The sequence below is a fragment of the Thiomicrorhabdus sp. Kp2 genome, from assembly GCF_000478585.1.
Taxonomy (GTDB): Bacteria; Pseudomonadota; Gammaproteobacteria; order Thiomicrospirales; family Thiomicrospiraceae; genus Thiomicrorhabdus.
On sequence record NZ_ARWI01000001.1, the window covers coordinates 2,496,381 to 2,522,620 of the forward strand.

27 protein-coding genes and 1 tRNA gene are annotated in these 26,240 nt (G+C 40.7%); 27 read left to right on the forward strand and 1 reads right to left on the reverse strand.

Going from position 1 to position 26,240, the window contains the following annotated elements:
- Positions 1–4 precede the first annotated feature (4 nt).
- From leuB to A379_RS11310, 13 genes are all read left to right on the forward strand, one after another.
- Entirely contained in the window at positions 5–1,078 is a 1,074-nt protein-coding gene (leuB, locus tag A379_RS11250; protein ID WP_040728156.1) for a 3-isopropylmalate dehydrogenase, read from the forward strand.
- A 35-nt stretch (positions 1,079–1,113) separates the two neighbouring features.
- Positions 1,114–2,082: a peptidoglycan DD-metalloendopeptidase family protein gene (locus A379_RS11255; protein ID WP_040728157.1), complete on the forward strand. Its 969-nt coding sequence runs from the start codon at positions 1,114–1,116 to the stop codon at positions 2,080–2,082.
- Positions 1,992–2,483, forward strand: coding sequence for a polymer-forming cytoskeletal protein (locus A379_RS11260; protein WP_051145184.1), 492 nt, complete (start codon positions 1,992–1,994; stop codon positions 2,481–2,483). Before A379_RS11255 ends, A379_RS11260 begins: the two co-directional genes overlap by 91 nt.
- Positions 2,484–2,571: 88 nt before the next feature.
- Positions 2,572–3,594, forward strand: a complete 1,023-nt coding sequence (locus A379_RS11265) for an aspartate-semialdehyde dehydrogenase (RefSeq protein ID WP_040728159.1) — start codon at positions 2,572–2,574, stop codon at positions 3,592–3,594.
- Between the two features lie 4 nt (positions 3,595–3,598).
- Entirely contained in the window at positions 3,599–4,384 is a 786-nt protein-coding gene (gene truA / locus A379_RS11270) for a tRNA pseudouridine(38-40) synthase TruA (protein WP_081696410.1), read from the forward strand.
- 48 nt (positions 4,385–4,432) lie between these two features.
- Positions 4,433–5,059, forward strand: coding sequence for a phosphoribosylanthranilate isomerase (locus A379_RS11275; protein WP_040728161.1), 627 nt, complete (start codon positions 4,433–4,435; stop codon positions 5,057–5,059).
- Positions 5,059–6,264 (forward strand): tryptophan synthase subunit beta, encoded by a 1,206-nt coding sequence (gene trpB / locus A379_RS11280; RefSeq protein WP_040728162.1) that lies wholly within the window; start codon positions 5,059–5,061, stop codon positions 6,262–6,264. Before A379_RS11275 ends, trpB begins: the two co-directional genes overlap by 1 nt.
- Positions 6,265–6,344: 80 nt before the next feature.
- On the forward strand, positions 6,345–7,166 hold the full coding sequence (trpA, locus tag A379_RS11285) for a tryptophan synthase subunit alpha (protein ID WP_040728164.1): 822 nt from the start codon (positions 6,345–6,347) through the stop codon (positions 7,164–7,166).
- Between the two features lie 57 nt (positions 7,167–7,223).
- A complete protein-coding gene (gene accD / locus A379_RS11290; RefSeq protein WP_040728166.1) occupies positions 7,224–8,078 on the forward strand; it encodes an acetyl-CoA carboxylase, carboxyltransferase subunit beta in 855 nt (284 codons plus the stop codon).
- A gap of 42 nt (positions 8,079–8,120) precedes the next feature.
- On the forward strand, positions 8,121–9,419 hold the full coding sequence (locus tag A379_RS11295) for a folylpolyglutamate synthase/dihydrofolate synthase family protein (protein WP_040728167.1): 1,299 nt from the start codon (positions 8,121–8,123) through the stop codon (positions 9,417–9,419).
- Between the two features lie 27 nt (positions 9,420–9,446).
- On the forward strand, positions 9,447–10,013 hold the full coding sequence (locus A379_RS11300) for an SPOR domain-containing protein (RefSeq protein WP_040728169.1): 567 nt from the start codon (positions 9,447–9,449) through the stop codon (positions 10,011–10,013).
- A 70-nt stretch (positions 10,014–10,083) separates the two neighbouring features.
- Positions 10,084–11,601, forward strand: coding sequence for an amidophosphoribosyltransferase (purF, locus tag A379_RS11305; RefSeq protein WP_040728170.1), 1,518 nt, complete (start codon positions 10,084–10,086; stop codon positions 11,599–11,601).
- 15 nt (positions 11,602–11,616) lie between these two features.
- Positions 11,617–12,795, forward strand: coding sequence for an O-succinylhomoserine sulfhydrylase (locus A379_RS11310; RefSeq protein WP_040728171.1), 1,179 nt, complete (start codon positions 11,617–11,619; stop codon positions 12,793–12,795).
- Positions 12,796–12,835: 40 nt separating this feature from the next.
- Here A379_RS11310 and yhbY read toward each other — a convergent pair whose 3' ends face one another.
- Positions 12,836–13,141: a ribosome assembly RNA-binding protein YhbY gene (gene yhbY / locus A379_RS11315; protein WP_040728173.1), complete on the reverse strand. Its 306-nt coding sequence runs from the start codon at positions 13,139–13,141 to the stop codon at positions 12,836–12,838.
- A 66-nt stretch (positions 13,142–13,207) separates the two neighbouring features.
- On the opposite strand from yhbY, the gene rlmE reads away from it, so the two are divergent.
- The 14 genes from rlmE (at position 13,208) to nuoG (ending at position 26,238) form a co-directional block, all read left to right on the forward strand.
- A complete protein-coding gene (gene rlmE / locus A379_RS11320) occupies positions 13,208–13,828 on the forward strand; it encodes a 23S rRNA (uridine(2552)-2'-O)-methyltransferase RlmE (protein ID WP_040728174.1) in 621 nt (206 codons plus the stop codon).
- A 131-nt stretch (positions 13,829–13,959) separates the two neighbouring features.
- Positions 13,960–15,933 carry an ATP-dependent zinc metalloprotease FtsH gene (gene ftsH / locus A379_RS11325; RefSeq protein WP_040728175.1) on the forward strand — a complete coding sequence of 658 codons (1,974 nt, stop codon included), beginning with the start codon at positions 13,960–13,962 and terminating at the stop codon, positions 15,931–15,933.
- 74 nt (positions 15,934–16,007) lie between these two features.
- Positions 16,008–16,844, forward strand: a complete 837-nt coding sequence (folP, locus tag A379_RS11330; RefSeq protein WP_040728177.1) for a dihydropteroate synthase — start codon at positions 16,008–16,010, stop codon at positions 16,842–16,844.
- 25 nt (positions 16,845–16,869) lie between these two features.
- Positions 16,870–18,207, forward strand: coding sequence for a phosphoglucosamine mutase (gene glmM, locus A379_RS11335; RefSeq protein ID WP_040728178.1), 1,338 nt, complete (start codon positions 16,870–16,872; stop codon positions 18,205–18,207).
- A 67-nt stretch (positions 18,208–18,274) separates the two neighbouring features.
- Entirely contained in the window at positions 18,275–19,030 is a 756-nt protein-coding gene (gene tpiA, locus A379_RS11340) for a triose-phosphate isomerase (protein ID WP_040728180.1), read from the forward strand.
- Between the two features lie 2 nt (positions 19,031–19,032).
- Positions 19,033–19,350, forward strand: coding sequence for a preprotein translocase subunit SecG (secG, locus tag A379_RS11345; RefSeq protein WP_040728181.1), 318 nt, complete (start codon positions 19,033–19,035; stop codon positions 19,348–19,350).
- A 9-nt stretch (positions 19,351–19,359) separates the two neighbouring features.
- Positions 19,360–19,444 (forward strand) — tRNA-Leu (locus A379_RS11350).
- 61 nt (positions 19,445–19,505) lie between these two features.
- Positions 19,506–19,862: an NADH-quinone oxidoreductase subunit A gene (locus tag A379_RS11355; RefSeq protein WP_040728182.1), complete on the forward strand. Its 357-nt coding sequence runs from the start codon at positions 19,506–19,508 to the stop codon at positions 19,860–19,862.
- Positions 19,853–20,329: an NADH-quinone oxidoreductase subunit B family protein gene (locus A379_RS11360; protein WP_040728184.1), complete on the forward strand. Its 477-nt coding sequence runs from the start codon at positions 19,853–19,855 to the stop codon at positions 20,327–20,329. Before A379_RS11355 ends, A379_RS11360 begins: the two co-directional genes overlap by 10 nt.
- A gap of 23 nt (positions 20,330–20,352) precedes the next feature.
- Positions 20,353–21,027 carry an NADH-quinone oxidoreductase subunit C gene (locus tag A379_RS11365; RefSeq protein WP_040728186.1) on the forward strand — a complete coding sequence of 225 codons (675 nt, stop codon included), beginning with the start codon at positions 20,353–20,355 and terminating at the stop codon, positions 21,025–21,027.
- A 13-nt stretch (positions 21,028–21,040) separates the two neighbouring features.
- Complete coding sequence (locus A379_RS11370; RefSeq protein ID WP_040728187.1) at positions 21,041–22,294, forward strand: NADH-quinone oxidoreductase subunit D; 1,254 nt, start codon at positions 21,041–21,043, stop codon at positions 22,292–22,294.
- Positions 22,291–22,797 (forward strand): NADH-quinone oxidoreductase subunit NuoE, encoded by a 507-nt coding sequence (gene nuoE, locus A379_RS11375; RefSeq protein WP_040728189.1) that lies wholly within the window; start codon positions 22,291–22,293, stop codon positions 22,795–22,797. Before A379_RS11370 ends, nuoE begins: the two co-directional genes overlap by 4 nt.
- Positions 22,798–24,078: an NADH-quinone oxidoreductase subunit NuoF gene (gene nuoF, locus A379_RS11380; protein ID WP_040728191.1), complete on the forward strand. Its 1,281-nt coding sequence runs from the start codon at positions 22,798–22,800 to the stop codon at positions 24,076–24,078.
- Between the two features lie 51 nt (positions 24,079–24,129).
- Complete coding sequence (gene nuoG / locus A379_RS11385) at positions 24,130–26,238, forward strand: NADH-quinone oxidoreductase subunit NuoG (protein ID WP_040728192.1); 2,109 nt, start codon at positions 24,130–24,132, stop codon at positions 26,236–26,238.
- Positions 26,239–26,240 lie beyond the last annotated feature (2 nt).

The following is a 26,240-nucleotide window of genomic DNA, read 5'->3' on the forward strand; positions in this document are numbered from 1 at the left end:
GAAAATGACACAAGAAGTATTGATTTTACCTGGTGATGGTATTGGTCCTGAAATTACAGCGGAAGCCGTAAAAGTATTAGAAGCATTAAAAGTATCTGATGGTTTAGATATTTCTATGACAGAAGATCTTGTTGGTGGTGCGGCTTATGATGTTCATGGTGTACCTTTAGCAGATGAAACAATGGCAAAAGCACATGCGGCCGATGCGGTGCTTCTTGGTGCTGTGGGTGGATATAAGTGGGAGTCTCTGGATATCTCAGTTCGTCCAGAAAAAGGACTGTTACGTTTACGCTCTGAGATGCAGTTGTTTGCAAATCTACGTCCAGCATTTTTGTATCCTCAGTTGGCGGACGCCTCAACATTAAAGCCTGAAATCGTTGCAGGTTTAGATATATTAATCGTGCGTGAACTAACAGGTGGCATCTATTTTGGTCAGCCTCGTGGTATTCGTACTTTAGAAAACGGTGAGCGCCAAGGTTTTAATACTTATGTGTATTCAGAATCTGAAATTAAACGTATTGCCCATGTGGCTTTTCAAGCGGCTATGAAACGTAATAAAAAGCTGACTTCGGTTGATAAAGCGAATGTGTTGGAAGTGACTGAACTATGGCGTGAAATTGTTGACGATGTTTCTAAAGAGTACCCAGAAGTTGAAGTAAAACACATGTATGTGGATAACGCAGCTATGCAGTTGGTGTTAAATCCAAAGCAGTTTGACGTTATGGTAACTGGCAATATGTTTGGCGATATTTTGTCTGATGAAGCCTCAATGTTGACAGGCTCTATTGGTATGTTGGCCTCAGCTTCTTTAGATGCAAATAATAAAGGTATGTATGAGCCGAGTCATGGTTCCGCACCTGATATTGCAGGGCAAAATTTAGCAAATCCGTTGGCAACTATCTTGTCTGCCGCCATGATGTTACGTTACTCTTTAGGGCGTGAAGATTTGGCGGTAAAAATTGAAAATGCAGTAGGTAAAGTATTAGACCAAGGTTTACGTACGGGTGATATTTACTCTGATGGCATGACTCGCGTTTCTTGTAGTGAAATGGGTGACGCTGTTGTTGCAGCGCTTTAATCTTATATTAAAGATTAATGTGTAGTTACCTTTAAATGAGAAATTATTTTACCGTCACAATCAGCGACGTACATGGCTCACGCCATTATTCGTTTAAGCATTTTTTTCGTAAATTTGCTTGGGTGATGATAGCGGTATTTATGCTTATTTGGAGTGTTGGTGCTGTCTCACTTTGGTGGCTAGCTTATCAAGCTCAGGAGCTAGAAGAGCATAATGAGCAAATGGTTGCAGCTTATAATGAGGTTTTATTAAAAACCAAAACTGATTATGAGCGTTTACTTGAAGAGAAAGATAATCTTGAGATTGATTTAGAGCAAAAAAGTGCTCAAGTTGAGTTTTTAGATCAGTCTCTACAAGGCTTGGAAAGTCTGGTTGGAATTGATGCTGAAGAGCCTGAGAAACTGCCTTATGAAGAGCGAGTGAAACAGGTACAGCTTAATACGCTTGGAAAAAGTCTGATGTTAAGCATGACTCCGAGCGGACATGCAGTACTTGACTATAGAGGTTTAACGAGTAAATACGGCTATCGAAATCATCCATTAACTGGAAAACGCCACTTGCATGGCGGTATAGATTACCGAGGTAAAACGGGTGATGATGTGGTTGCTACGGCCGACGGGGTGGTTCAATTTTCATCTTATAACTCAGACAGTGGTTTTGGTAACCTTGTAACGATTCTCCATGCTAATGGCTTTAAAACCCGATATGGGCATTTGAGTCAGCGTTCAGTAAAAGTGGGTGATGTGGTTCATCAAGGGCAAAAAATTGGTGAAATTGGTTCTACAGGTCGCTCTTCTGGGCCGCATTTACATTATGAAGTCTGGTTTTTGCATCATAGACTGAATCCACAGCCGTTTGACCAGTGGAAAATTGATAAATATGATGACATTTTTACAAAAGTTAAAGGGGTACCATGGGCATCTTTAAGTCTAAGCGTCGACCAAATCGTCAAGAAGGTGGAAAAACAATTATCGCCGACGGTTGCTTCATTAGCGGTGAAATAAGCGAGCTTAAGGGTTCGTTACATATCGATGGTCGAGTTGAAGGCATCATTGATAGTGATTTTGATGTTTCTATTGGCGTTACAGGGCATGTTTCAGGCTTGCTTAAAGCTAGAAGTATTGTGCTAAGTGGCGTCTTAGATGGCAAGGTGGCCTGTGAAAAAATTGATATTTTGCAAAGTGGCAAATTGATTGGTGAACTCATAAGTGGCGAATTAACGGTTGAAACGGGTGGCAAGTTTATCGGTCAAAGCCATGAAATGACGGAAGGGGGTATGGTTGTAAGTTTACCCGAAACTTTTGCTCAGTTAACGCATAGAGCGAATAAGAGTCAAGAAGCTTTAACTGACCACCAAGAGTCAAAGGTGCTTAAAGCTAGTGAACCAAATAAGAGTGATGATTAATTCTGTTTTTTAACGGTAATCAATACAAAGAATTTTAAATAATTAAGTGTCGCGTTAAGTAAAGTCTTAATGTTGTGAAGGATGAGATATGACAAAGTTATACGATGTTGCAGTGGTTGGTGCTACAGGTGCCGTTGGTGAAACCATTTTAAAAGTACTTGAAGAACGTAATTTCCCAGTTGGAACGTTATACCCATTAGCCAGTAGTCGTTCGGCAGGTAAAAAAATTGAATTTAATGGCGCCTGGATTGAAGTGTTAGATTTAGAAACCTTTGATTTTTCAAAGGCACAAATTGGCCTATTCTCTCCAGGTGCAAGTGTCTCTAAAATTTATGCGCCCAAAGCGGCTGAGGCAGGTTGTATCGTTATCGACAATACCTCTGAATTCCGTTACGACGATGATATTCCATTAGTGGTTCCTGAAGTAAATCCTGAAGCGATTGTAGGTTATAAGAATCGTGGCATTATTGCTAATCCTAACTGCTCAACGATTCAAATGTTAGTTGCGTTAAAGCCCATTTATGATGCGGTAGGGATAAGTCGTGTTAACGTAGCAACGTATCAAGCTGTTTCAGGTACAGGTAAAGAAGCTATTGAAGAGTTGGCGAAACAAACCGCTAATTTACTCAATATGAAACCCGTAGAAACTAAGGTTTACCCAAAACAGATTGCTTTTAACTGTATTCCTCAAATTGATGTGTTTATGGAGAATGGTTACACCAAAGAAGAGATGAAAATGGTGTGGGAAACAAAGAAAATTATGGGAGATGACTCTATCTTGGTTAACCCTACAGCGGTGCGTGTGCCCGTTTTCTTTGGCCATAGTGAAGCTGTGCACATTGAAACAAAAGAAAAAATGACTGCTGAACAAGCGAAAGCTCTGTTTGCAAAGGCGGATGGTATTGTTTTAATTGATGAACATGTTGATGGTGGCTACCCAACAGCGGTGAGTGATGCCGCTAATACAAATCCAGTGTATGTTGGTCGTATTCGAGAAGATATCACGATTCCAAACGGTTTGAATCTTTGGGTCGTTGCAGATAATGTTCGTAAAGGTGCCGCAACCAATACGGTGCAGATTGCTGAAGTTCTGATTAAAGATTACATTTAGTTTCGTGAAGAAAGTTGCCCTTTGTGTTGAATATATCGGCACAAATTATTGTGGCTGGCAGAGACAGAGTCACTGTGCCTCTGTTCAAGAACAGGTTGAAACGGCATTAGCGAGTATTGCTGCACATAAGGTTGATGTGCATTGTGCTGGCAGAACGGATACTGGTGTGCATTCAATTGGTCAGATAGTGCATTTTGAAACCCATGTTATTCGACCTAATAAAGCCTGGGTGCAAGGTGTTAACACTCAGTTGCCAGGGGATATTCGTATTCGTTGGGCAAAGGAAGTGACTGATGATTTTCACGCACGTTTTTCGGCCGTTGCGAGACAGTATCGATATGTTATTTATAACAGAGAAGTACACTCAGCAGTATTGAATGGTCGAGTGACTTGGGAGCCTTATAAGTTAGATGAAACCTTAATGAATGAGGCGGCACAAAGCTTATTGGGTGAGAATGATTTTAGTTCTTTCAGAGCTTCGGCTTGCCAAGCGAGCCATGCGATGCGTGAACTTCAATCAATCAACGTTTCGCGTAAAGGTGATATGGTTTTTATTGATATTCAAGCCAATGCTTTTTTGCATCATATGGTAAGAAATATAACGGGCACTTTAGTTGAAGTTGGTAAGAAGCATCAACCAGTTAGTTGGGTGGCGGAGTTGTTACAGGTAAAAGACCGAACACTTGCAGCCGCCACCGCACCCGCGAGTGGCTTGTTTTTTGTAAATGCAATATATCCGCCAGCATTACACATACCTCAAGTGGTTGTAGATGAAGTGTTGTGGCAGTAAGTTGTTTGTAATTGTGATGTATGACGAGAAACTCAAGAGCGGAATTAAATGCCTTTAAGAACACGTGTTAAAATTTGCGGTCTGACTTCTGTTAATGATGCAATCTTGGCAGTGAATGCTGGAGCGGATGCAATTGGTTTGGTTTTTTATGAGCCTAGCCCTAGGCATGTTGAGTTAACTCAAGCTGCGAAAATTGCGCAATCCATTCCAGCCTTTGTTACTAAGACAGCGCTGTTTGTTAACCCAGAAGCGAATTATGTTAAGCAAGTTTTGGATGCCGTTTCCATTGATTTAATTCAGTTTCACGGTGATGAAAGCGCTGAGTTTTGTGCGCAGTTTGCTAAGCCCTATATTAAGGCGGTGCGTATGCAGAAGTCGACCGACCTACACGCTTTAGCTCTTGAGTTTAAAGAGTGTAGAGGGATGTTGCTCGATGCTTACGTAGCAGGAGTGCCAGGAGGTACGGGTGAAAAGTTTAATTGGGAGTGGATTCCAAAAGAGTTTGACTTACCAATCATTCTAGCTGGAGGCTTGACCTCTTCAAATGTTAAGCAAGCAATTCAGACAGCGTCTCCTTGGGCGGTCGATGTTAGCGGTGGTGTTGAAGCTTCAAAAGGCATTAAATCACCAGAAAAAATTAAGCAATTTATGCAACAAGTAATGAGTACAGTTTAATGACAATAGATTTTTCAAAATTTCCAGATAAGCATGGTCACTTTGGGCCTTACGGTGGGATTTTTGCACCAGAAACCCTGATGGCAGCGCTTGAACAGTTGAATCAGGAATATGAAAGTGTCAAAAACAACCCTGATTTTTTAGATGAGATTGCTAATGATTTAAGAGATTACGTGGGGCGTCCAACCCCTCTTTATTATGCAGAGCGATGGTCTAAAGAATTAGGTGGCGCAAAAATCTATTTAAAACGTGAAGACTTAAACCATACAGGTGCTCATAAGGTAAATAATACCATTGGTCAGGCTTTACTCGCTAAACGTTTAGGGAAAACGCGTATTATTGCCGAGACAGGTGCTGGCCAGCATGGTGTTGCCAGTGCAACGGTTGCTGCCCGTTTAGGGTTAGAGTGTGTGGTTTATATGGGGGCGGATGATGTAGTTCGTCAAGCCCCAAACGTCATGCGTATGAAAATGCTGGGCGCAACCGTTGTTGCCGTTGAATCAGGTTCTCGCACTTTAAAAGATGCTTTAAATGAAGCTATGCGTGACTGGGTAACCAATGTAGATGATACTTTCTATATTATTGGTACGGTAGCTGGGCCACACCCTTACCCAGCCATGGTAAGAGATTTTCAAGCGATTATTGGGCAAGAAGCGCGTGAACAAATTCTTGAAAAAGAGGGTAAGTTACCAGATGCGCTTATTGCTTGTGTCGGTGGTGGTTCTAATGCTATTGGTTTGTTTCATAAGTTTTTAGCGGATGATTCAGTGAAAATTTATGGTGTTGAACCCGCTGGTCATGGTTTGGAGACGGGAGAACATGCCGCGCCATTATGTAAGGGAACCCCTGGTGTTTTACATGGTAACCGTACTTACTTAATGCAAGATAAAAATGGACAAATTTTAGGTACACACTCAATTTCAGCAGGGCTGGATTACCCTGGTGTTGGGCCTGAGCACTCTTGGTTAAAAGACATTGGTCGTGTAAATTATGTTGCCATTGACGATGAAGAAGCGTTGCAAGGTTTTAGAGATTTAACACGTTTTGAAGGCATTATTCCAGCTTTAGAATCGGCACATGCATTGGCTTATGCAACTAAACTTGCCCCAACTATGAGCTCTGATCAGACGATTATTATTAACCTGTCTGGTCGTGGTGATAAAGATATGAATACCATCGCCCAAATTGAAGGCTATGAGTTTTAAAAATAGCAACAAGACTTTGTTGTAAGAGAGCTTTGCTTGAGTATCCACCTTTGTGCAAAGCGCTCAATAAGAGAAATATCATGAGTAGAATACAAAAAACGCTAGCAGACTTAAAAGCAAACGGTAAAACCGCTTTAATTCCTTATATCACAGCGGGTGATCCAGAACCCAATGCCACGATAGATTTAATGCATCTTTTAGTAGAAAAGGGTGCCAATATCATCGAATTAGGCGTGCCTTTCTCAGACCCAATGGCTGATGGTCCAGTCATTCAAAAGGCGGTAGAGCGTGCTTTAAAACACAATGTGAGTTTGGACGATGTTTTAGAGTTTGTACGCGTCTTCCGTGAAAAAGATGAAAAAACTCCTGTTGTCTTAATGGGATATTTAAACCCAATAGAAGCAGAAGGTTATGAATCTTTTGCTAATGCGGCCAGTTCAGTTGGTGTTGATGCGGTATTAACCGTGGATATGCCTCCTGAAGAGTCAATGGGGTATAAAGAAGCGCTTGAATCTAAAGGTTTAGATCGCGTTTTCTTAGTTTCGCCTACTACTCCTGAAAGTCGTTTACAAGCGGTTAATGAAAAAGGAAGTGGGTTTGTTTATTATGTCTCTCTAAAAGGCGTAACAGGCTCAAAAGAGTTGGATGTTGTCGATGTAGCGAAACAACTTGAACGATTAAAAACACAAATCACTCATCCAATAGGCATCGGTTTTGGCATTAAAGATGGTCAAACGGCTTATGAAATGGCTAAATTGGGCGATGCTGTAATTGTAGGTTCTTCTTTAGTGACTTTAATTGAGGCAAATGAGTCTAAAGGACTTTATGATATTCATTTAGCTATTGGCGAAAAGATGACTGAATTCCGTGATGCGATAGATCGCGCTGACGAAAATAAATAAAACCAATAAAGAATGTAAATTGAAACGCAATTAGATGGCTTTTCAGCAGGAGAAAATATGAACTGGTTTGAGAAAATTTTACCAAGTATTAAACAAGTAACAGAGCGTAAAAAATCTGTTCCAGAAGGGCTTTGGACAAAATGTCCTAAGTGTGAAAGTACTTTGTACCGCTCTGAAGTAACACGCAACCAGGAAGTTTGCCCTAAGTGTGATCATCATATGCGTTTAGGTGGTCGTCAACGTTTAGAGACTTTTTTAGATGAAGGCAGTTTTGTTGAAACGGCAGTGAATGTTTCTCCCGTAGATGCTTTGAAATTTAGAGACTTAAAAAAATACAAAGACCGTATTGCGGCAGCACAAAAAGCAACAGGTGAAAAAGACTCTTTTATTACTGGTTCGGGAACCATAAATGACCTACCTGTTATGGTTGGTGCGTTTGAGTTTAAATTTATGGGCGGCTCAATGGGTTCTGTTGTTGGTGAGAAGTTTGTTCGTGCTGTCAATGAGGCGATTGAACATAAAACGCCGTTCATTGTATTTTCAGCCAGTGGTGGGGCGCGTATGCAAGAAGCGTTATTCTCGTTAATGCAAATGGCAAAAACCAGTGCTGCTTTAGGGCGTTTAAGAGCGCAAGGGTTACCGTTTATTTCTGTTTTAACTGATCCTACTATGGGTGGGGTTTCAGCGAGTTTTGCGATGCTTGGTGATTTGAATGTAGCGGAACCTAAAGCCTTAATTGGTTTTGCAGGTCCACGCGTTATAGAACAAACTGTTCGCGAGAAACTACCTGAAGGCTTTCAGCGAAGTGAGTTCTTATTAGAGCATGGCGCAATTGATCGAATTATTCATCGCCATGAACTCAGAAATGAGCTTGCTGATATTTGCAAGATGTTACAAAACAAGCCGGCCTAAAAGACATTAAAACCTAAATAACCAGTGAAGCTTGATTAACCGATGATAACGCCAAATAACCAGTCAACACTCTCTCAGTGGATAGACTGGTTACTGCATCTTCATGCAGATGAAATTGATTTAGGGCTAGAGCGTATACGTTTAGTGGCTAATCAGATGCAAGTTACCAGGCCTGCTCCTTTTGTGATTACCGTTGCGGGTACAAATGGCAAGGGTTCAAGTGTGGCGATGTTGTCTGCCATCTTAATAGAAGCGGGTTATCGGATTGGTACCTATACTTCCCCACATATATTAGCGTTCAATGAACGCATCCAAATCAATGGTAAACCAGTTAATGACCAGTTAATTATTGAGGCATTTGATTCAATTGAGAATCAGCGAAAAACGACTAAGTTAACTTATTTTGAATTTTCGACTCTTTCGGCATTAAGTATCTTTAAGCAATCTGAATTAGATGTCGTTGTATTAGAAGTGGGACTAGGTGGGCGTTTAGATGCAGTTAATATTGTGGATGCGGATGCGAGCTTAATTACGGCTATTGATGTCGATCATATTGATTGGTTAGGGGATGATAGAAATCTGATTGCGTTAGAGAAAGCGGGGGTGATGCGCAAAGAGCAAATCTCCGTTTGTTCTGATTCAAATCCTCCCGCGAGCTTATTAGACTTTGCGGAGCATTTGCAAGTTGATTTCTCGGTTCTCGGTAAGGATTTTATTTACACGTCAGCGCCAATAAACAACCAGGCCTGGTTGTTTCAAAGCCTGCGAGGAGAGCCAGAGTCCATAACAATAGCCAAGCCTTCATTACAAGGAGCGTTTCAGCTTCAGAATGCATCAGGGGTTGTTGCTTTAATTTTAAAGATTAAATCAAAACTTCCTGTTAAGGTTGAGGCCATTAATCAGGGGTTGCTTAAGGTTAAGCATCCAGGCCGATTAGAACGCTTGCAATTGAATCACCAGGCCTGGTTAATTGATGTGGCCCATAATCCTCAATCGGCAGAGGTGCTTGCTGAATACTTAGCTACCCAAGATCTGTGTTCTTCTGATCGGGTTGCTGTATTTTCAGCTTTACGTGATAAAGATATGTTACCAATGGTTAAAGTGATTGCGCCTTGGGTAAAGAAGTGGGTTATTGCGGACTTGGCGATCCCTAGATCAACTGATGTGGGAGCCTTGAAACAAACTTTGTTGAACGCTGGTGTGGATAAAGATGATGTTTACGAGTATGAGTCGATTAATGTAGCGGTTCAAGCTGTTAAAGAATTGAAAAATAAACATGTACTCGTTTGGGGGTCTTTTTTTACGGTAGCCCAAGCCTTAACATCAATTAATAGCCAGTGAAGAAGATAAAGGGTAAAAAATAGTTTCATGGATTTAATCAGTAAATATCGATTAATTGGCGCATCAATTTGGCTGGGGTTATTGGTTTTGATTGTACCTCAATGGTATAGCCACCCAGTTAATTTTGTTCCCGAAGGCACTACAGTCGTTGAAGATAAAAGTACACTACCTATTGTTGAGCATGCCTATCGTTTACCAGAAAATTCTGATAAACCACTTACCAATGGCCAGCAATCACATGCACAAATACAACAAGAGCAAGTCAGCAGAAATATAGAACAACCAACCCCAAAAAACGTGGTTGCAACAACCAAACTTCAGAAGTTAATTAATAAATCAGATGAAATCGATTCTAATGAAAAGTACAAAGGGCAGTGGATTGTTAGGCTTTTGGCTTTTAAAGAGATTCATGAAGCGAATGATTTGTTGGGTCAGTTAGATACTGAGTATGATGTTTATATTAAATTTTATGAAAAGACTAAAGTCTATTCTGTAAGAACGGGTCCTTATCTTTCTAAGGCTAAAGCTGACAAAGATAAGGCGAAATTAGATAAAATGTTGCATACCAATGGTGAGGTTGTGCAATTACCTTAAGGCCTGTACTGGGTCACCCATGTATTCATGGTTAATCAAAGCTATTTAGTAAGTAAGAGAGTGTACGAAGATGTGCGGTATTATTGGAATTGTATCGGGTTCTGGAAGTAATGTTAATCAGGAGATTTATGATTCTCTGACTATTTTGCAACATCGTGGCCAGGATGCCGCTGGTATTGTTACTTGTAAAGGTGGGCGTTTTTACCAGCGTAAAGATAACGGTATGGTTAAAGATGTTTTCCGAACCAGACACATGCGTGATCTGCACGGTAATATGGGTATTGGGCATGTTCGTTATCCAACGGCGGGCTCATCTTCAAGTGCGGAAGCTCAGCCATTTTATGTAAACTCACCATACGGTATCGCAATGGGCCATAACGGTAACCTTACTAATGCGGATGAAGTTGCTGAAGAAATTTACCGTACAGACCTTCGTCACCTGAATACAAACTCTGATTCTGAGGTATTACTAAACGTTTTTGCCCATGAGTTAATGCAACATAAAAAGTTATTCATTGATCAAGAAGATGTCTTTAATGCGGTTCGTGGTGTACATAAACGTGTTAAAGGTGGTTATGCAGCAGTAGGAATTATCTCTACGATTGGTGTTGTGGGTTTTCGTGATCCTTTTGCATTACGTCCTATTGTGGTTGGTAAGCGTGTTACCGACAACGGCACCGATTACATGATTGCTTCAGAATCGGTTGCGTTAGGTGGTTTAGGCTTTACCTTAGAAAAAGATTTAGCACCAGGTGAAGCGGTTGTTATTACAGAACAAGGTGATATTTACTACCAGCAGTGTGCTGAAAACCCTCAATACTCACCGTGTATTTTTGAATATGTTTATTTTGCACGTCCAGACTCTATGATGGATGATATTTCTGTTTATAAATCTCGCCTAAGAATGGGTGAGAAATTGGCTGAAAAAATCCTACGTGAATGGCCAGACCATGATATTGATGTGGTCATGCCTATTCCAGATACCAGTCGTACTTCGGCATTAGAGTTGGCTTCAACACTCGATATCCCATATAGAGAAGGTTTAATGAAAAACCGTTATATTGGGCGCACTTTTATTATGCCTGGTCAGCAGTTACGTAAAAAATCAGTACGTCAAAAACTAAACCCAATTGATTTAGAGTTTGAAGGGAAAAATGTCTTGTTGGTCGATGACTCTATTGTGCGTGGAACAACATCGGGGCAAATCGTAGAGATGGCTCGAGAAGCAGGAGCAAAAAAAGTGTATTTTGCTTCAGCCGCACCAGCCGTACGATACCCTTATGTTTACGGTATTGATATGCCGTCAGCTTCTGAGCTGGTTGCTAATGGTAGAACAACCGAAGAGATTGCGGAGTTTATCGGCGCAGATAAATTAATCTACCAGGACTTAGAAGATTTAATTGATGCCGTTGCTGTAGGGAATGAAAACATTCCTAAATTTGATACCTCTTGTTTCAGTGGCGAATATATTACGGGTGATATAACACCAGAATATTTAGCGTCTTTGGATACGAGCCGAAATGATACAGCGCAGTCAACAAAGCAAGCGCCAGGGCAGGAAACTGTTGGCTTGTATAATGGTAATTAAGGTTGATAAATATTCATGAATGAATTTGATATTGAAACCTTAGCGATCAGAACAGGTTATCAGCAGACCGCTGAACAGGAGAATAGTGAGGCTATTTTCCCGACTTCTAGCTTTCGTTATAAATCGGCAGCGCAAGCTGCTGCGAGGTTTAGTGGTGAAGAGAAGGGAAATGTTTACTCTCGTTTTACTAATCCAACCGTAAGAGCTTTTGAAAACCGTTTGGCAGCTATGGAAGGCGGTGAGGCTTGTGTTGGTACAGCATCTGGTATGTCTGCTATCTTATCGACTTTTATGGGATTGCTAAAATCTGGCGACCATATCGTTTCATCTCAAAGTATTTTTGGTACAACCAAAGTGCTATTCACAAAATATTTAGCTAAGTTTGGGGTTGAGGTAAGTTTTGTATCTCAAACAGAGCTAGCAGAATGGAAGGTCGCTGTTCAGCCTAATACCAAAGCTCTGTTTTTAGAAACACCTTCAAATCCATTAACGGAAGTAGCGGATTTAGGCGCATTAAGCGTGCTGGCTAAGAAAAATGATTGTTTGTTGATTGTGGATAATTGCTTCTGCACACCTGTACTACAAAAACCGCTAGAGCAGGGTGCAGATATTGTCATTCACTCCGCCACCAAGTTTATTGATGGACAAGGTCGTGGTATTGGCGGGGCTGTGGTTGGGAGTGAAGATTTAATTGAAGAGCATGTCCGTGGTTTTATGCGTACCGCTGGTCCAACGATGAGTCCTTTCAATGCTTGGGTATTTTTAAAAGGGTTGGAAACTCTACCAGTAAGAATGAAAGCGCATTGCGAAAATGCTGAACAGTTGGCAATTTGGCTAGCAGAACATCCAGCCGTCGAACAAGTTTATTATCCAGGATTAGAGTCGCATCCACAATTTGCGCTAGCAAACAAACAGCAAAAGGCGGGTGGAGGCCTGGTCAGTTTTAAAGTTAAGGGTTCACAGGCTGAGGCTTGGAAGGTAATTGATAGTACTGAAATGTTGTCAATAACTGCTAATTTAGGTGATGTAAAAACCAGTATTACACATCCAGCCACTACAACACATAGTCGAATTGAACCAGAAGCAAGATTAAAAGCAGGGATTACCGATAATCTAATCCGTATCTCGGTTGGGTTGGAGTCGATTGAGGATATAAAGAAAGATTTGCAAAAAGGATTGTTGCACTTAGTTTGAAGTAAAAGCTTGCTGGTTAAGTCAGCAAGCTTAATCAAAATTAGCGAGGAAGTGGTAACTCTGTGTCTTCACTCTGGCGATAGATAACGCAGATTTTACCAATGGATTGCACTAGTAATGCACCTGTTTGTTCTAGGATATAGTCTATAATTTGTTTTCTATCATCTCTGTCTGCAGAGGCCATTTTGATTTTAAGAATCTCGTGGTGCTCTAGTGTGCTCTCAAGCTCTTTCATCAAACTTTCGGTTACACCGTTTGCTCCGATAATAATCATCGGATTGATGTTGTGAGCAATTCCACGCAAAAATTTCTTTTGGTTTGTTGTTAGTTTTTCAGGTTGGCTCATTGAATTTTCCAATTGAAGTCATTATTAATAATTTAAATTTAGATATATTGTAGTTGAAATCTCATTATGGCGAGAAGTAAATCGAGTGCAGGTTGGTTAAAAGAGCATTTTGACGACCCTTATGTGTTAAAAGCAAAGCAAGAAGGTTGGCGCTCACGTGCTGTTTATAAGCTTCAAGAGATTGATGATAAAGATAGACTGTTTAAACCAGGTATGTGTGTTGTTGATTTAGGTGCGGCTCCTGGCGGGTGGTCTCAATGGACAACGCATAAAATTGGCGTAAAAGGTGAAGTATTTGCTTTAGATATTTTGCCCGTAGAGCCTTTCGCAGGTGTGACTTTTATTCAAGGTGACTTTCGTGAAGATGACGTTTATGAAAACTTATTAAATGCACTTGATGGTCGTGATGTCGATGTGGTCATGTCTGACATGGCACCCAATATGAGTGGCAATAAAGGGGTTGATATTCCTAGAGCGATGTATCTTGTTGAGCTTTGCGTTGAATTGGCTGATCAAGTCTTAAAGAAAGATGGAGATTTGTTAATGAAGGTTTTTCAGGGTGAAGGCTATAACGAGTTAATGAATAACTTGAAGTCTAAATACACTAAAGTTATTACTAGGAAGCCAGATGCTTCCAGGGCAAGAAGTAAAGAGATTTATCTTTTAGCTCGGGGCAAAAAAGCATAGTTATTATTAGAAAGTTTAATTGTCTATAAAATATGTTTATGGCAGAATGTGTTAAAATAATTCTATAAAAAACTGATAGGATTGTCCTTATGGTTAAATAACCATGGGACAATGAGAAAGTAAGGTTAACCATGAAAAATGATATGTTAAAAAACGTACTGATTTGGACTGTAGTGGCAATGGTGCTAATGTCTGTATTCAATCACTTTAGTACGCAAGGCCAAGGTTCGTCTAGTCGTCTAGATTACTCAGAATTTATTGAGCAAGTACATCAAGGGCAAGTTAGTAAGGTCTCAATTGAGGGCGCAACGATTCGTGGTGTCTATATGAATGGTGATGCTTTTACTACTTATAATCCAGGTGACCCTGGTTTAATGGGTGACTTGCTTGACAATCAAGTTAAGGTAAGTGCGCAGCCACCTGAGCAGCAAAGTGTCTTGATGCAAATCTTTATCTCTTGGTTCCCTATGCTTCTGTTGATTGCTGTCTGGATCTTCTTTATGCGCTCTGTCGGTGGTGGTATGGGCGGTAAAGGTGGTCCAATGTCATTTGGTAAAAGTAAGGCAAGAATGCTGACCGATGATCAAAACAAAGTGACGCTAGATGATGTTGCTGGTGCGGATGAAGCCAAACAAGAAGTGGGTGAAATTGTTGATTTTTTAAGAGATCCAAGTAAGTACCAAAACTTAGGTGGTAGTATTCCGCGTGGCGTATTGATGGTGGGCCCACCAGGTACAGGTAAAACTTTATTAGCGAAAGCTATTGCTGGTGAAGCAAAAGTGCCTTTCTTTACGATTTCGGGTTCTGATTTTGTAGAAATGTTTGTTGGTGTTGGTGCCTCACGTGTTCGTGACATGTTTGAACAAGCCAAAGCACACGCTCCTTGTATTATTTTTATAGATGAAATTGATGCGGTAGGTCGTAGTCGTGGTTCAGGTATGGGCGGCGGCAATGATGAACGTGAACAAACTTTGAACCAAATGTTGGTTGAAATGGATGGTTTTGAAGGGAATGAAGGGGTTATTGTCATTGCAGCCACTAACCGTGCTGATGTTTTAGATCCTGCTTTACTTCGTCCAGGTCGTTTTGACAGACAGGTAACGGTTGGCTTACCTGATATTCGTGGTCGTGAGCAAATTTTAAAAGTTCATATGCGAAAGGTGCCATTGGCAGACGATGTTGAGCCATCTTATATTGCTCGTGGTACACCAGGTTTTTCGGGTGCGGATTTAGCGAACCTAGTGAATGAAGCCGCTCTATTTGCAGCGCGTAATAATGACAAATTAGTTACACAAAAACACTTTGAAAAAGCCAAAGACAAAATTCTTATGGGTGTTGAGCGTAAGAGCATGGTGATGAGTGAGAAAGAGCGTCGTATGACGGCTTATCACGAGGCAGGTCACGCGATTGTTGGCTGGATAGTTCCAGAGCATGATCCTGTTTATAAAGTCAGTATTATGCCTCGTGGTAGAGCGTTAGGCGTTACCATGTACCTTCCTGAAGAAGATAGTTATAGTTACAGTAAACGTAAGCTTGAAAGCCAGTTGTCAAGTTTATATGGTGGGCGTATTGCTGAAGAAATTATTTATGGCCCTGACGCCGTTACAACAGGGGCAAGTAATGATATTGAGCGCGCCACCTCTATTGCCCGTAATATGGTAACTAAGTGGGGATTGTCTGATAACTTAGGGCCTTTAATGTACGAAGAGGACGATAAGGGTGGTTTTATGGGTACCTCTCGTAATGCCAATGTTTCTGGTGAAATTTCAAAAGAAATTGATCATGAGATTCGTAATCTGATAGATCGAAACTATAAAAGAGCTACAGATATCTTAACTGAGCATTCTAAAGAGTTGGAGTTGATGACTGAAGCGTTAATGCAGTATGAAACGATTGACGCAGAGCAAATCAAGAATATTATGGAAGGTCGTCCAGCTGGTGAGCCAAAAGGTTGGGGAGATTCTGATGATAAAGATTCTGGTTCGTCAATGAGTGCATCGGATGATTCCACAGAGGAAAATCATAAAACAGATGATATGGTTAAAGATGATTTAAGTGGTGATGGATCTGCTAAAGATTCAGAAGGTGAGCCAAAACTTCATTAATGGATTATATCGTTGTGTAAAAACCCCGTTTTTCGGGGTTTTTTTTTGAACCTATTAAACTTGGAAGTACATGTATGTTTGATTTGCATGATGAGATATTAAAAGTAAATGTTACCAGGCCTGGTATGCCTCTTGTAATGGGGATATTGAATGTGACTCCTGATTCATTTTCGGATGGTGGGAATTACGTTAATCAGCAAATTATCGAGTCTAGAGTTCTGCAGATGATTGAAGAAGGTGTTGATATTATTGATATTGGCGGCGAATCTACCAGGCCTGGTGCTGAAAAAGTCTCTTTAGAGGTTGAACTGCAAAGAGTTATTCCTGTTATTGAGTGGATTAAATCACGTTTTGAGATACCTATTTCCATAGATACTTATAAAACTGAAGTAATGGCTGAGGCTATTTCAAGAGGTGTTGACATTGTTAATGATGTTAATGCTTTACAGTCAGAAGGCGCTATGCAAATCGTAGCTGAGTCAGATGTTACCGTCTGTATTATGCATAAAAAAGGTTGCCCAGAAGATATGCAAAATGCGCCTGAATATGGTGATGTTGTTATTGAGGTTCGAGATTTTTTACTGGATCGCGCACAAGCGTGTGAGGCGGCTGGTATTTCAAAAAATAAAATTATCATCGATCCAGGGTTTGGCTTTGGTAAGACTTTGGCGCATAATACGCAGCTGTTTAATGAACTGTCAGATTTTATTGAGCTTGATTATCCTCTGTTGGTTGGAGTATCTCGTAAGAGGATGATTGGCGAGATGCTAGATAATGCTCCTGTAGAGAAGCGTTTACATGGTAGTGTTGCTGCCGCTGTACTCGCTGGAATGAAAGGGGCTAGTGTGGTGAGAGTGCATGACGTTGCCTCTACTGTTGAGTCTCTTAAGGTGATTTCACAGTTAGTTTGATGACGGGTAGTGATAGGTGTTGAATATGAGTGTAGTACAAAAGAAATACTTCGGTACAGATGGTATCCGAAACAGGGTTGGTTCAGGTATGATTCGCCCAGACCAAATTCTGAAGCTTGGTTGGGCTACTGGTAAAGTCATGAAGGCTCGTGGAGAGAGTCGGGTGATGATTGGTAAAGACACTCGAATATCAGGCTATATGTTTGAATCTGCTTTAGAAGCAGGTTTTATCGCTGCAGGTATTGATGTTTGGTTGCTTGGTCCAATGCCAACACCGGCTGTTGCTTATCTTACCCAGACTTTTCACGCTGATGCGGGGATTGTCATCAGTGCTTCTCATAATCCACATCACGATAACGGCATTAAATTTTTTTCATCTCAAGGTAAAAAAATTAGTGATGAAATAGAACTTGCTGTAGAAGCTGCATTTGAAGAAGAGATTGAAGTTGTTCCGTCTGAACAGTTGGGTAAGGCAAGGCGCATTGAAGATGCCGCTGGACGTTATATTGAATTTTGTAAAAGTACTTTTTATGCACCAGTGAAATTAGATGGTTTTAAAATTGTTTTAGACTGTTCACATGGAGCAACATACCATATTGCGCCTCATGTGTTTGAGGAGCTTGGTGCAGAAGTTATTACGATTGGCGCTGAGCCTAATGGTATCAATATTAACCAAAAGTGCGGTGCAACCCATCTTGAAGCTTTGCAGGACGAGGTGGTTAAACGAAGTGCGGATTTAGGCATCGCTTTTGATGGCGATGGGGATCGAGTCATGATGGTTGAGTCGAGTGGCAAAGTTGTAGATGGTGATTTGATTCTTTACATTTTGGCCACTCAGTCTAACTTTGATGTGCCTGGGGTGGTCGGTACTGTTATGAGTAATCTAGGTGTAGAAAATGCCTTAAAAGCCAAAGGTATAAGGTTTGAACGCTCATTAGTTGGTGATCGCTACGTCATGCAGAAATTGGTTGAAAATAACTGGAATTACGGTGCAGAGCCTTCTGGTCATGTGTTGTGCTTAAATAAGACGTCAACGGGTGATGGAATTGTGGCGGCATTGCAAATAATGTCTGCAATTGTGTCTTCAGGTAAGACATTGTCTGAATTAACTTCAGAAGTCGATTTTTACCCACAGGTTTTAAAAAATCAAGTGGTCGATGATGCTCAGAAAATTATGCAGAGTATAGGGTTGCAAAACGCAATTAATGAAGCAGAACAACGTCTTGCGGATGAGGGGCGAGTTTTGGTTCGCGCATCAGGTACAGAGCCACTTATTCGTGTAATGATTGAGGGGGCTGATGCTGCTTTAGTTGAATCATTGGCGAATGAGCTAATTAATGTAGTGAAATCAGAAATTTCATAAAAATGCAATATTGTTTTTCACAAAAGAAAACGCTAATATTGTAAAACTTTTGTGTTGGAGATTAGTAATGAGAAAGCCATTTGTCGCAGGGAACTGGAAAATGCATGGTTCAAAAGCGTCCATCTTGAGCTTAGTAACTGGTTTGAATGCTCAAGCTAGCGAGCTTGGTGACGTTGATGTTGCTGTTTGTCCACCTGCTATTTATATAGATTATACTAACCGTACCCTAGCGGGTAATGGTATTTCTGTTGGTGCTCAGAATATGGCAGAAGAGCCAGTTCAAGGTGCGTTTACAGGTGAAATCTCTGCTGAGATGTTAAAGGATTTTGACTGTTCTTATGTCATTCTAGGTCATTCAGAACGCCGTGCAATTTACGGTGAAACAGATTCTGAAATTGCTACTAAAGTTCAGGTCGCTCTATCTGCAAACGTCACACCTATTCTTTGTGTAGGCGAAACGCTTGATGAACGTGAGTCAGGAGTGATGCAGCAAGTGATTGCTACTCAGCTTGATGCGGTTTTAGCCGTTGTAGGTATTGATGCTTTTACAGACATTGTCATTGCCTATGAACCTGTTTGGGCGATTGGAACAGGGGTTACAGCCTCACCAGCACAGGCACAAGAAGTGCATGCATTTATTCGTGGCAAATTAGCTGGGTTAAATCCAGTTGTTGCTGAAAAAGTTATTATTCAATACGGTGGAAGTGTGAAACCAGACAACGCAAAAGAGTTGTTTGGACAAGCGGATATCGATGGTGGATTGATTGGCGGTGCTTCATTAAACGCTAATGATTTCATCGCAATTTGTAAAGCGGCGGGCTAATCATGTTTGGAATTGTATTAACAATACATTTAATTATTGCATTAATACTGATTGCACTTGTTCTTGTGCAACATGGTAAAGGTGCTGATGCTGGTGCAAATTTTGGCGGCGGCGGTTCATCACAATCAGTTTTCGGTAGCTCTGGTTCTGCAACCTTTTTGTCTCGTATGACAGCAGTCGTTGCAACTATTTTCTTTATTACAAGTTTAGTTTTGGCTTATATCGGAAGCCAGCAAGCTAAAGGGTATCAAAGTGTGACACAAGCACCAATTGAAGCTAAGGTTGAAGAAGAAACTAAAGCTCCTGTAGTACCTGAATAAACACATTTAGCCGATGTGGTGAAATTGGTAGACACGCTATCTTGAGGGGGTAGTGGCGAAAGCTGTGCCGGTTCGACTCCGGCCATCGGCACCATATTTATATATTACTGCAATGTTGCAGTAATCAATTAAACGCTAGACGAGGTCTAAAACCCATGCTAGAAAACTATCTTCCAGTCCTAGTATTTATTGTTCTAGGAACCCTTTTTGGGGTTGGCCCTATTTTAATCGGTTACCTATTGGGGCCGCAAAAACCTGATTCAGAAAAAAACTCTCCCTATGAGTGTGGATTTGAAGCTTTTGAAGATGCTCGTATGAAGTTTGATGTACGTTTCTATCTTGTAGCAATCTTGTTTATTATTTTCGACTTGGAAATTGCATTCCTATTTCCGTGGGCTATTGTGCTTGATGAAGTGGGCACATTTGGTTTATTAGCAATGGGTGTGTTTTTGTCACTATTAGTCGTTGGTTTTATTTACGAGTGGAAAAAAGGAGCGCTTGAATGGGAGTAGAAGGCGTTTTAAAAGAAGGGGTTGTTACCACTTCTGCTGATAAATTAATTAACTGGGCTAGAACAGGTTCGTTATGGCCAATGACGTTTGGTTTGGCTTGTTGTGCCGTTGAGATGATGCATGCAGGTGCTTCACGTTATGATTTAGACCGTTTTGGGATTATTTTTAGACCTAGTCCGCGTCAGTCTGATGTGATGGTTGTTGCAGGAACTCTTGTAAACAAAATGGCTCCAGCCTTACGTAAAGTATATGATCAGATGGCAGAACCACGTTGGGTAATTTCAATGGGTTCATGTGCCAATGGTGGTGGTTACTACCACTACTCGTACTCTGTTGTAAGAGGGTGTGACCGAATTGTACCCGTTGATGTATACGTTCCAGGTTGTCCACCAACTGCAGAAGCTCTGTTATACGGAATTATTCAGTTACAGAATAAGATTAAACGTACTAACACGATTGCTAGATAAGAAATAAGAAAGTAGACATTACTATGAAACAGTCAGTATTAGATTTACAAAGCAATGTTAATCAGGCTTTAGGGGATAAAATAATTTCTTCTAACATCGCTTTAGATGAGCTTACGATTGAGCTTTCTCCCCTAACGGCTCTAGCAGCACTCACTACATTAAAAGAAGAACTCGGTTTTGAGCAGCTTATGGATCTGTGTGGTATTGACTATTTGGATTATGGTCAAGCTAATTGGGAAACCATGACAGCCGTTAATAGTGGTTTTAGTCGAGGAGTATTTGACTTCGCTGAAGAGGAGCAAGCCTCTGAAGCGGATTCAATGGAAAGACGTTTTGCTGTGGTTTATCACCTTTTATCCGTAAAAAATAATCTCCGTTTACGCGTTAAAGTGTTCCCTGAGTCTACTCAAATGCCAATCGTTGATAGCGTCATTGATGTGTGGAATGTTGCAAATTGGTTTGAGCGTGAAGCATTCGATTTATTTGGTATTTTGTTTAAAGGACATCCAGATTTGCGTCGCATCCTAACGGATTATGGTTTTGTTGGACATCCTTTAAGAAAAGACTTCCCTCTTACTGGTCACGTGGAGATGCGTTACGACGCAGAAAAAGGCCGCGTAATCTATGAGCCAGTATCTATTGAAAATAGAGTCAATGTCCCACGTGTGATTCGTAAAAAATCACCAAGCAACGTGTAATTAGGAATCAAATATGCCTGAAATTCGTAACTATACTTTAAACTTTGGTCCTCAACACCCGTCAGCACATGGTGTGTTACGTCTGGTTTTAGAACTTGATGGTGAGACCATTGTGAGATCAGATCCACATATTGGTTTATTACACCGTGGTACAGAAAAATTAGCTGAATTTAAACCTTATAACCAATCTATTGGTTATATGGATCGTTTAGATTATGTCTCAATGATGTCTAACGAGCATGCTTATGTCATGGCAATTGAAAAGATGTTAGGTGTTGAAGTTCCTGAGCGTGCTCAATACATTAGGGTGATGTTTGATGAAATCACTCGTGTTCTTAACCATTTGATGTGGTTAGGTGCTCATGCATTGGATATCGGTGCCATGACAGTTTTTCTTTATGCTTTCCGTGAGCGTGAAGATTTAATGGATTGTTATGAAGCCGTTTCAGGTGCTCGCATGCACGCTACATACTACCGTCCTGGTGGGGTATACCGTGATTTGCCTGATACTATGGCTAAATATGAAGCTTCAAAATGGAATTCGGGTAAAAAGTTAGACCAGTTGAACGAGACACGTGAAGGAACTTTACTAGATTTTATCGAAGCCTTTACTGAGCGTTTTCCTGGATACATTGATGAGTATGAAACGCTTTTAACAGATAATCGTATTTGGAAACAGCGTACTGTTGATATTGGTATCGTCTCTCCAGAACGTGCTTTACAGCTGGGCTTTACTGGTCCGATGTTGCGTGGTTCTGGTATTGAGTGGGATTTGCGTAAAAAGCAACCATATGAAGTTTATGACAAGATGGATTTTGACATTCCAGTCGGTGTAACTGGTGATTGTTATGACCGTTATTTAGTTCGTATTGCAGAAATGCGTGAATCAAATAAGATCATTAAACAGTGCGTGGATTGGTTAAAAGCAAACCCTGGTGCTGTTATGTCCGATGACAACAAAGTTGCGCCTCCTTCAAGAGAAGATGCCAAGTCAAATATGGAAGCGTTAATTCATCACTTTAAATTGTACACAGAAGGTTACACCGTTCCTGAGAGTGAAGTGTATTCTGCTGTGGAGCACCCTAAAGGTGAATTTGGTATCTATATGGTTTCTGACGGGGCTAACAAACCATACCGTATGAAAGTAAGAGCACCTGGATTTGCTCACTTAGCGTCATTAGATGAAATGGTTAAAGGCCATATGATTGCCGATGTGGTTTCAATCATTGGTACGCAAGATATTGTATTCGGAGAGGTGGATCGATGAGTTCGACAGAGACAAATACAGCTAACTTTATTCAAGGCGATGTTAAAGCTCGTATTGATAAATGGATTGCGAACTATCCAGTAGAACAAAAAAAATCAGCGGTTATGCCTGCGTTAAGGATTGTTCAGGAATGTCATCATGGATATTTAACGAATGACTTAATGGACCAAATTGCTGAATATTTAGAAATTACACCAATGGAAGTCTATGAAGTTGCGACTTTCTATGGAAACTATGAACATGCTCCTGTTGGCGAAATTAAACTGTGTATTTGTAACAGTATTTCGTGCATGTTGCGTGGTAAAGATGACATAGTTAAATATCTAGAAACAAAATTAGGTATTAAGCCAGGTGAAACGACACCTGATGGACGATTTTCAATAAAAATGGTTGAGTGTCTAGGTTCTTGTGGTGGTGCGCCAATGATGCAAGTTGGTAAAACTTATTACGAAAATTTAACAGAAAACTCGATTGATCTACTACTTGAAGAGTGGGGGAAATAAATGGTCGTACAAAACGAAAACTGTTTCCGTCTAAACCATCTAGATAACTCTTGGGATATTGATGTCTATATCGCTAACGGTGGTTACGAAGTTTGGAAAAAAGTGGTAGCAGGCGAAATCGAACCAAACGAAATTATCGAAGAAGTGAAAACTTCAAATATTCGTGGTCGTGGTGGAGCTGGTTTCCCAACTGGGTTGAAGTGGAGTTTTATGAATCGCTTCGCACCAGGTCAGAAGTATATTGTATGTAATTCTGATGAAGGTGAACCTGGCACATTTAAGGATAGGGACATTCTTCGATATAACCCACATGCTTTGGTTGAAGGTATGGCAATTGCAGGTTATGTGATTGGTGCTTCAGCGGGTTATAACTACATTCGTGGTGAATTTTGGGAACCATATCAACGCTTTAATGGTGCGATTAACCAGGCCCGTGAAGCTGGTTTGTTGGGTAAAGATATTCTTGGTACAGGTTGGGATTTTGACCTATTCACGCATTTAGGTGCGGGTGCTTATATTTGTGGTGAAGAGACTGCACTTATTGAGTCGATTGAAGGTAAAAAAGGTCAACCACGATTCAAACCACCTTTCCCTGCAAGTTATGGTTTGTATGGCAAGCCAACAACGATTAATAACACCGAAACACTTGCTTCTATCCCAATGATTTTAGCTAAGGGTGGCGAATGGTTTAATGACCTTGGTGTCGAAAACGCAGGTGGAACAAAATGTTATTCAGTTTCTGGGCACGTAAATGCACCAGGAAACTTTGAAGTTCGCATGGGTACACCATTTAAAGATTTATTGGAACTTGCTGGCGGTATTTGGAAAGGTCGTCAATTAAAAGCGGTCATTCCAGGTGGAGCCTCAACTGCGATTTTGCCAGCGGAAAAAGCGATGGCAATGAATATGGATTATGACTCTATTGCTAAGGCAGGTTCTTTTTTAGGAGCGGGTTCGGTCATCATCATGGATGATCAAACAGATATCGTTAAAGTGATGCAAAACTTAGCACATTTTTATTGGGATGAGTCTTGTGGTCAATGTACCCCGTGCCGAGAAGGAACAGGTTGGTTATACCGTGTCTTGACTCGTATTGTGAATGGCAAAGGCCGTCCAGAAGATATCACTGCTTTAAAGGATGTTTCAGGGAAAATCATGGGTAATGTTATCTGTGGTTTAGGTGATGCGGCAACAATCGCATTAACCAGTGCTTTAGAGCACTATGAACATGAATTCCAGCACTATATTGAACATGGTTGCAGTATTTTAGATCGTCAATAATCCATATCGATTATTACGAAAAATAAGTTAGAAAACTTAGGTTATAGAATTATGGTAAAAGTTGAAATAAACGGACAAGTTATTGAAGCACATGAAGGGGACATGCTAATTGATGTCGCTGATGATGCTCAAATTGCCATTCCCCGTTTTTGTTACCACAAGAAATTGTCTATTGCGGCTAACTGTCGTATGTGTCTTGTAGAGGTTGAGGGGGCATGGAAGCCGCTTCCTGCGTGTGCTACTCCTGTAACAGATGGTATGAAAGTTCATACTAAATCAGCAAAAGCGATTGCAGCTCAGAAGTCTGTTATGGAATTTTTGTTAATTAACCATCCATTGGATTGTCCTATTTGCGACCAAGGTGGTGAATGCGAACTGCAAGATGTAGCAATGGATTATGGTGATGATGTTTCTCGTTACTCAGAAGCTAAACGTGTTGTAAGCGATCGTGAAGCAGGTTCATTGATTAAAACAGATATGACGCGTTGTATCCACTGTACGCGTTGCGTTCGTTTTGGCCAGGAAGTAGCTGGAATGATGGAACTTGGTGCAACGGGTCGAAGTGAGTGGATGGAAATTGGTACCTACATTGAGAAATCAATCACTTCAGAAATGTCGGGCAACATGATTGATTTATGCCCAGTAGGTGCTTTGACATCTAAGCCTTTCCGCTATACAGCTCGTTCTTGGGAGTTAAAGGCTCATAAAGCCATTGCTGCTCACGATAGTATCGGTTCGCACATTACTGTTCATACCAAGGGCAACGATGTTAAACGTGTTGTTCCTCGTGAAAATGAAGCGATTAATGAAGTTTGGATTTCAGATAGAGACCGTTTTTCATACGAGGGTGTGAATTGTGAATCTCGCTTAACTCAGCCTATGATCAAACAAAATGGCGAGTGGAAAGCCACCGATTGGGAAACGGCTTTAGAATTTGCCGTTTCAGGTCTTCAAAACGTTTTGACAAACAGTCAAGATATTGGCGTTTTAGCTTCTGCTAACTCAACTCTTGAAGAACTTCATTTATTACAAAAAATGGCACGTGGTTTAGGTATTAATAATATCGACTATAGACATCGTCAAGTTGACTTTAAATCAGACTCTGTTGGTTTTAATGCACCATCACTAGAGCACAGTTTGAATGAAGTAGAAAAGCTAAAAACTGTCTTGTTAGTAGGGTCTTACCTTCGTAAAGAATTGCCAATTCTTAACCACAGAATTCGTAAAGCTGTTCAGGCTGGTGCACAGGCATTAGTGATTAATCCTGCTCAATATGACTTTAACTATAAGGTTACAGAAGTTACTTCTGATTCTGGAATGGTGTTCACACTTGCAGGTATTGCTAAAGCCGCTTGTGAGATTAAAGGAATTGACCAGGCCTGGTTAAACACGGTTTCTGCTAACGAAGAGCAAAAGCAAGTTGCTCAGTCTCTAATTGATACTGAAAATGCCTCTATTATGCTAGGGCAATTAGCGCAAAATCATGCAGATTACACTGTAATTCAGAAGCTTACAGCCATTATTTCAGAAGCAACTGGAGCGAAGTTAAACGTTCTTCCGTTATCTGCTAATGAAGTAGGAGCACATTTAGTTGGCTTTTTACCACTTGTGGGTAAAAACAGTGCACAAATGATTTCTGGAGGCATGCAAGCATTTATTAATATGAATATTGAACCTGAAGCTGATTTTACAAATGGCGATGCCGCTTTAACAGCTATGCAAAATGCTAATTTTGTTGTGAACTTAACGGCCTTTGATAGTGAAAATCAGCGTTCTTACGCAGATGTAATGTTACCAATAGCAACATTTACTGAAACTGCAGGAACTTTTGTTAACGCTAACGGTACAAAACAATCTTTCAAAATGACGGTTGAACCGAAAGGTGATGCTAAGGCTGCTTGGAAAATTCTTCGTGTATTAGGCAATATGTTTGATGTTGATGGATTTGATTACATACATTCAAATGAAGTGTTGAGTGAAGTATTGGATAATGTTGCCTCAAAAATCAACTTTACAGAATTAGCTTGTGAATTACCGCAAAGTAATAATGACGGTGACGTACGAATGGTTTCTCCATATCAGATAGATGCGATTGTTCGTCGTTCACCATCGCTTCAGGCAACCCCTGATGCAAACGTTGAAACAATGGGAAGAGGGTAAAT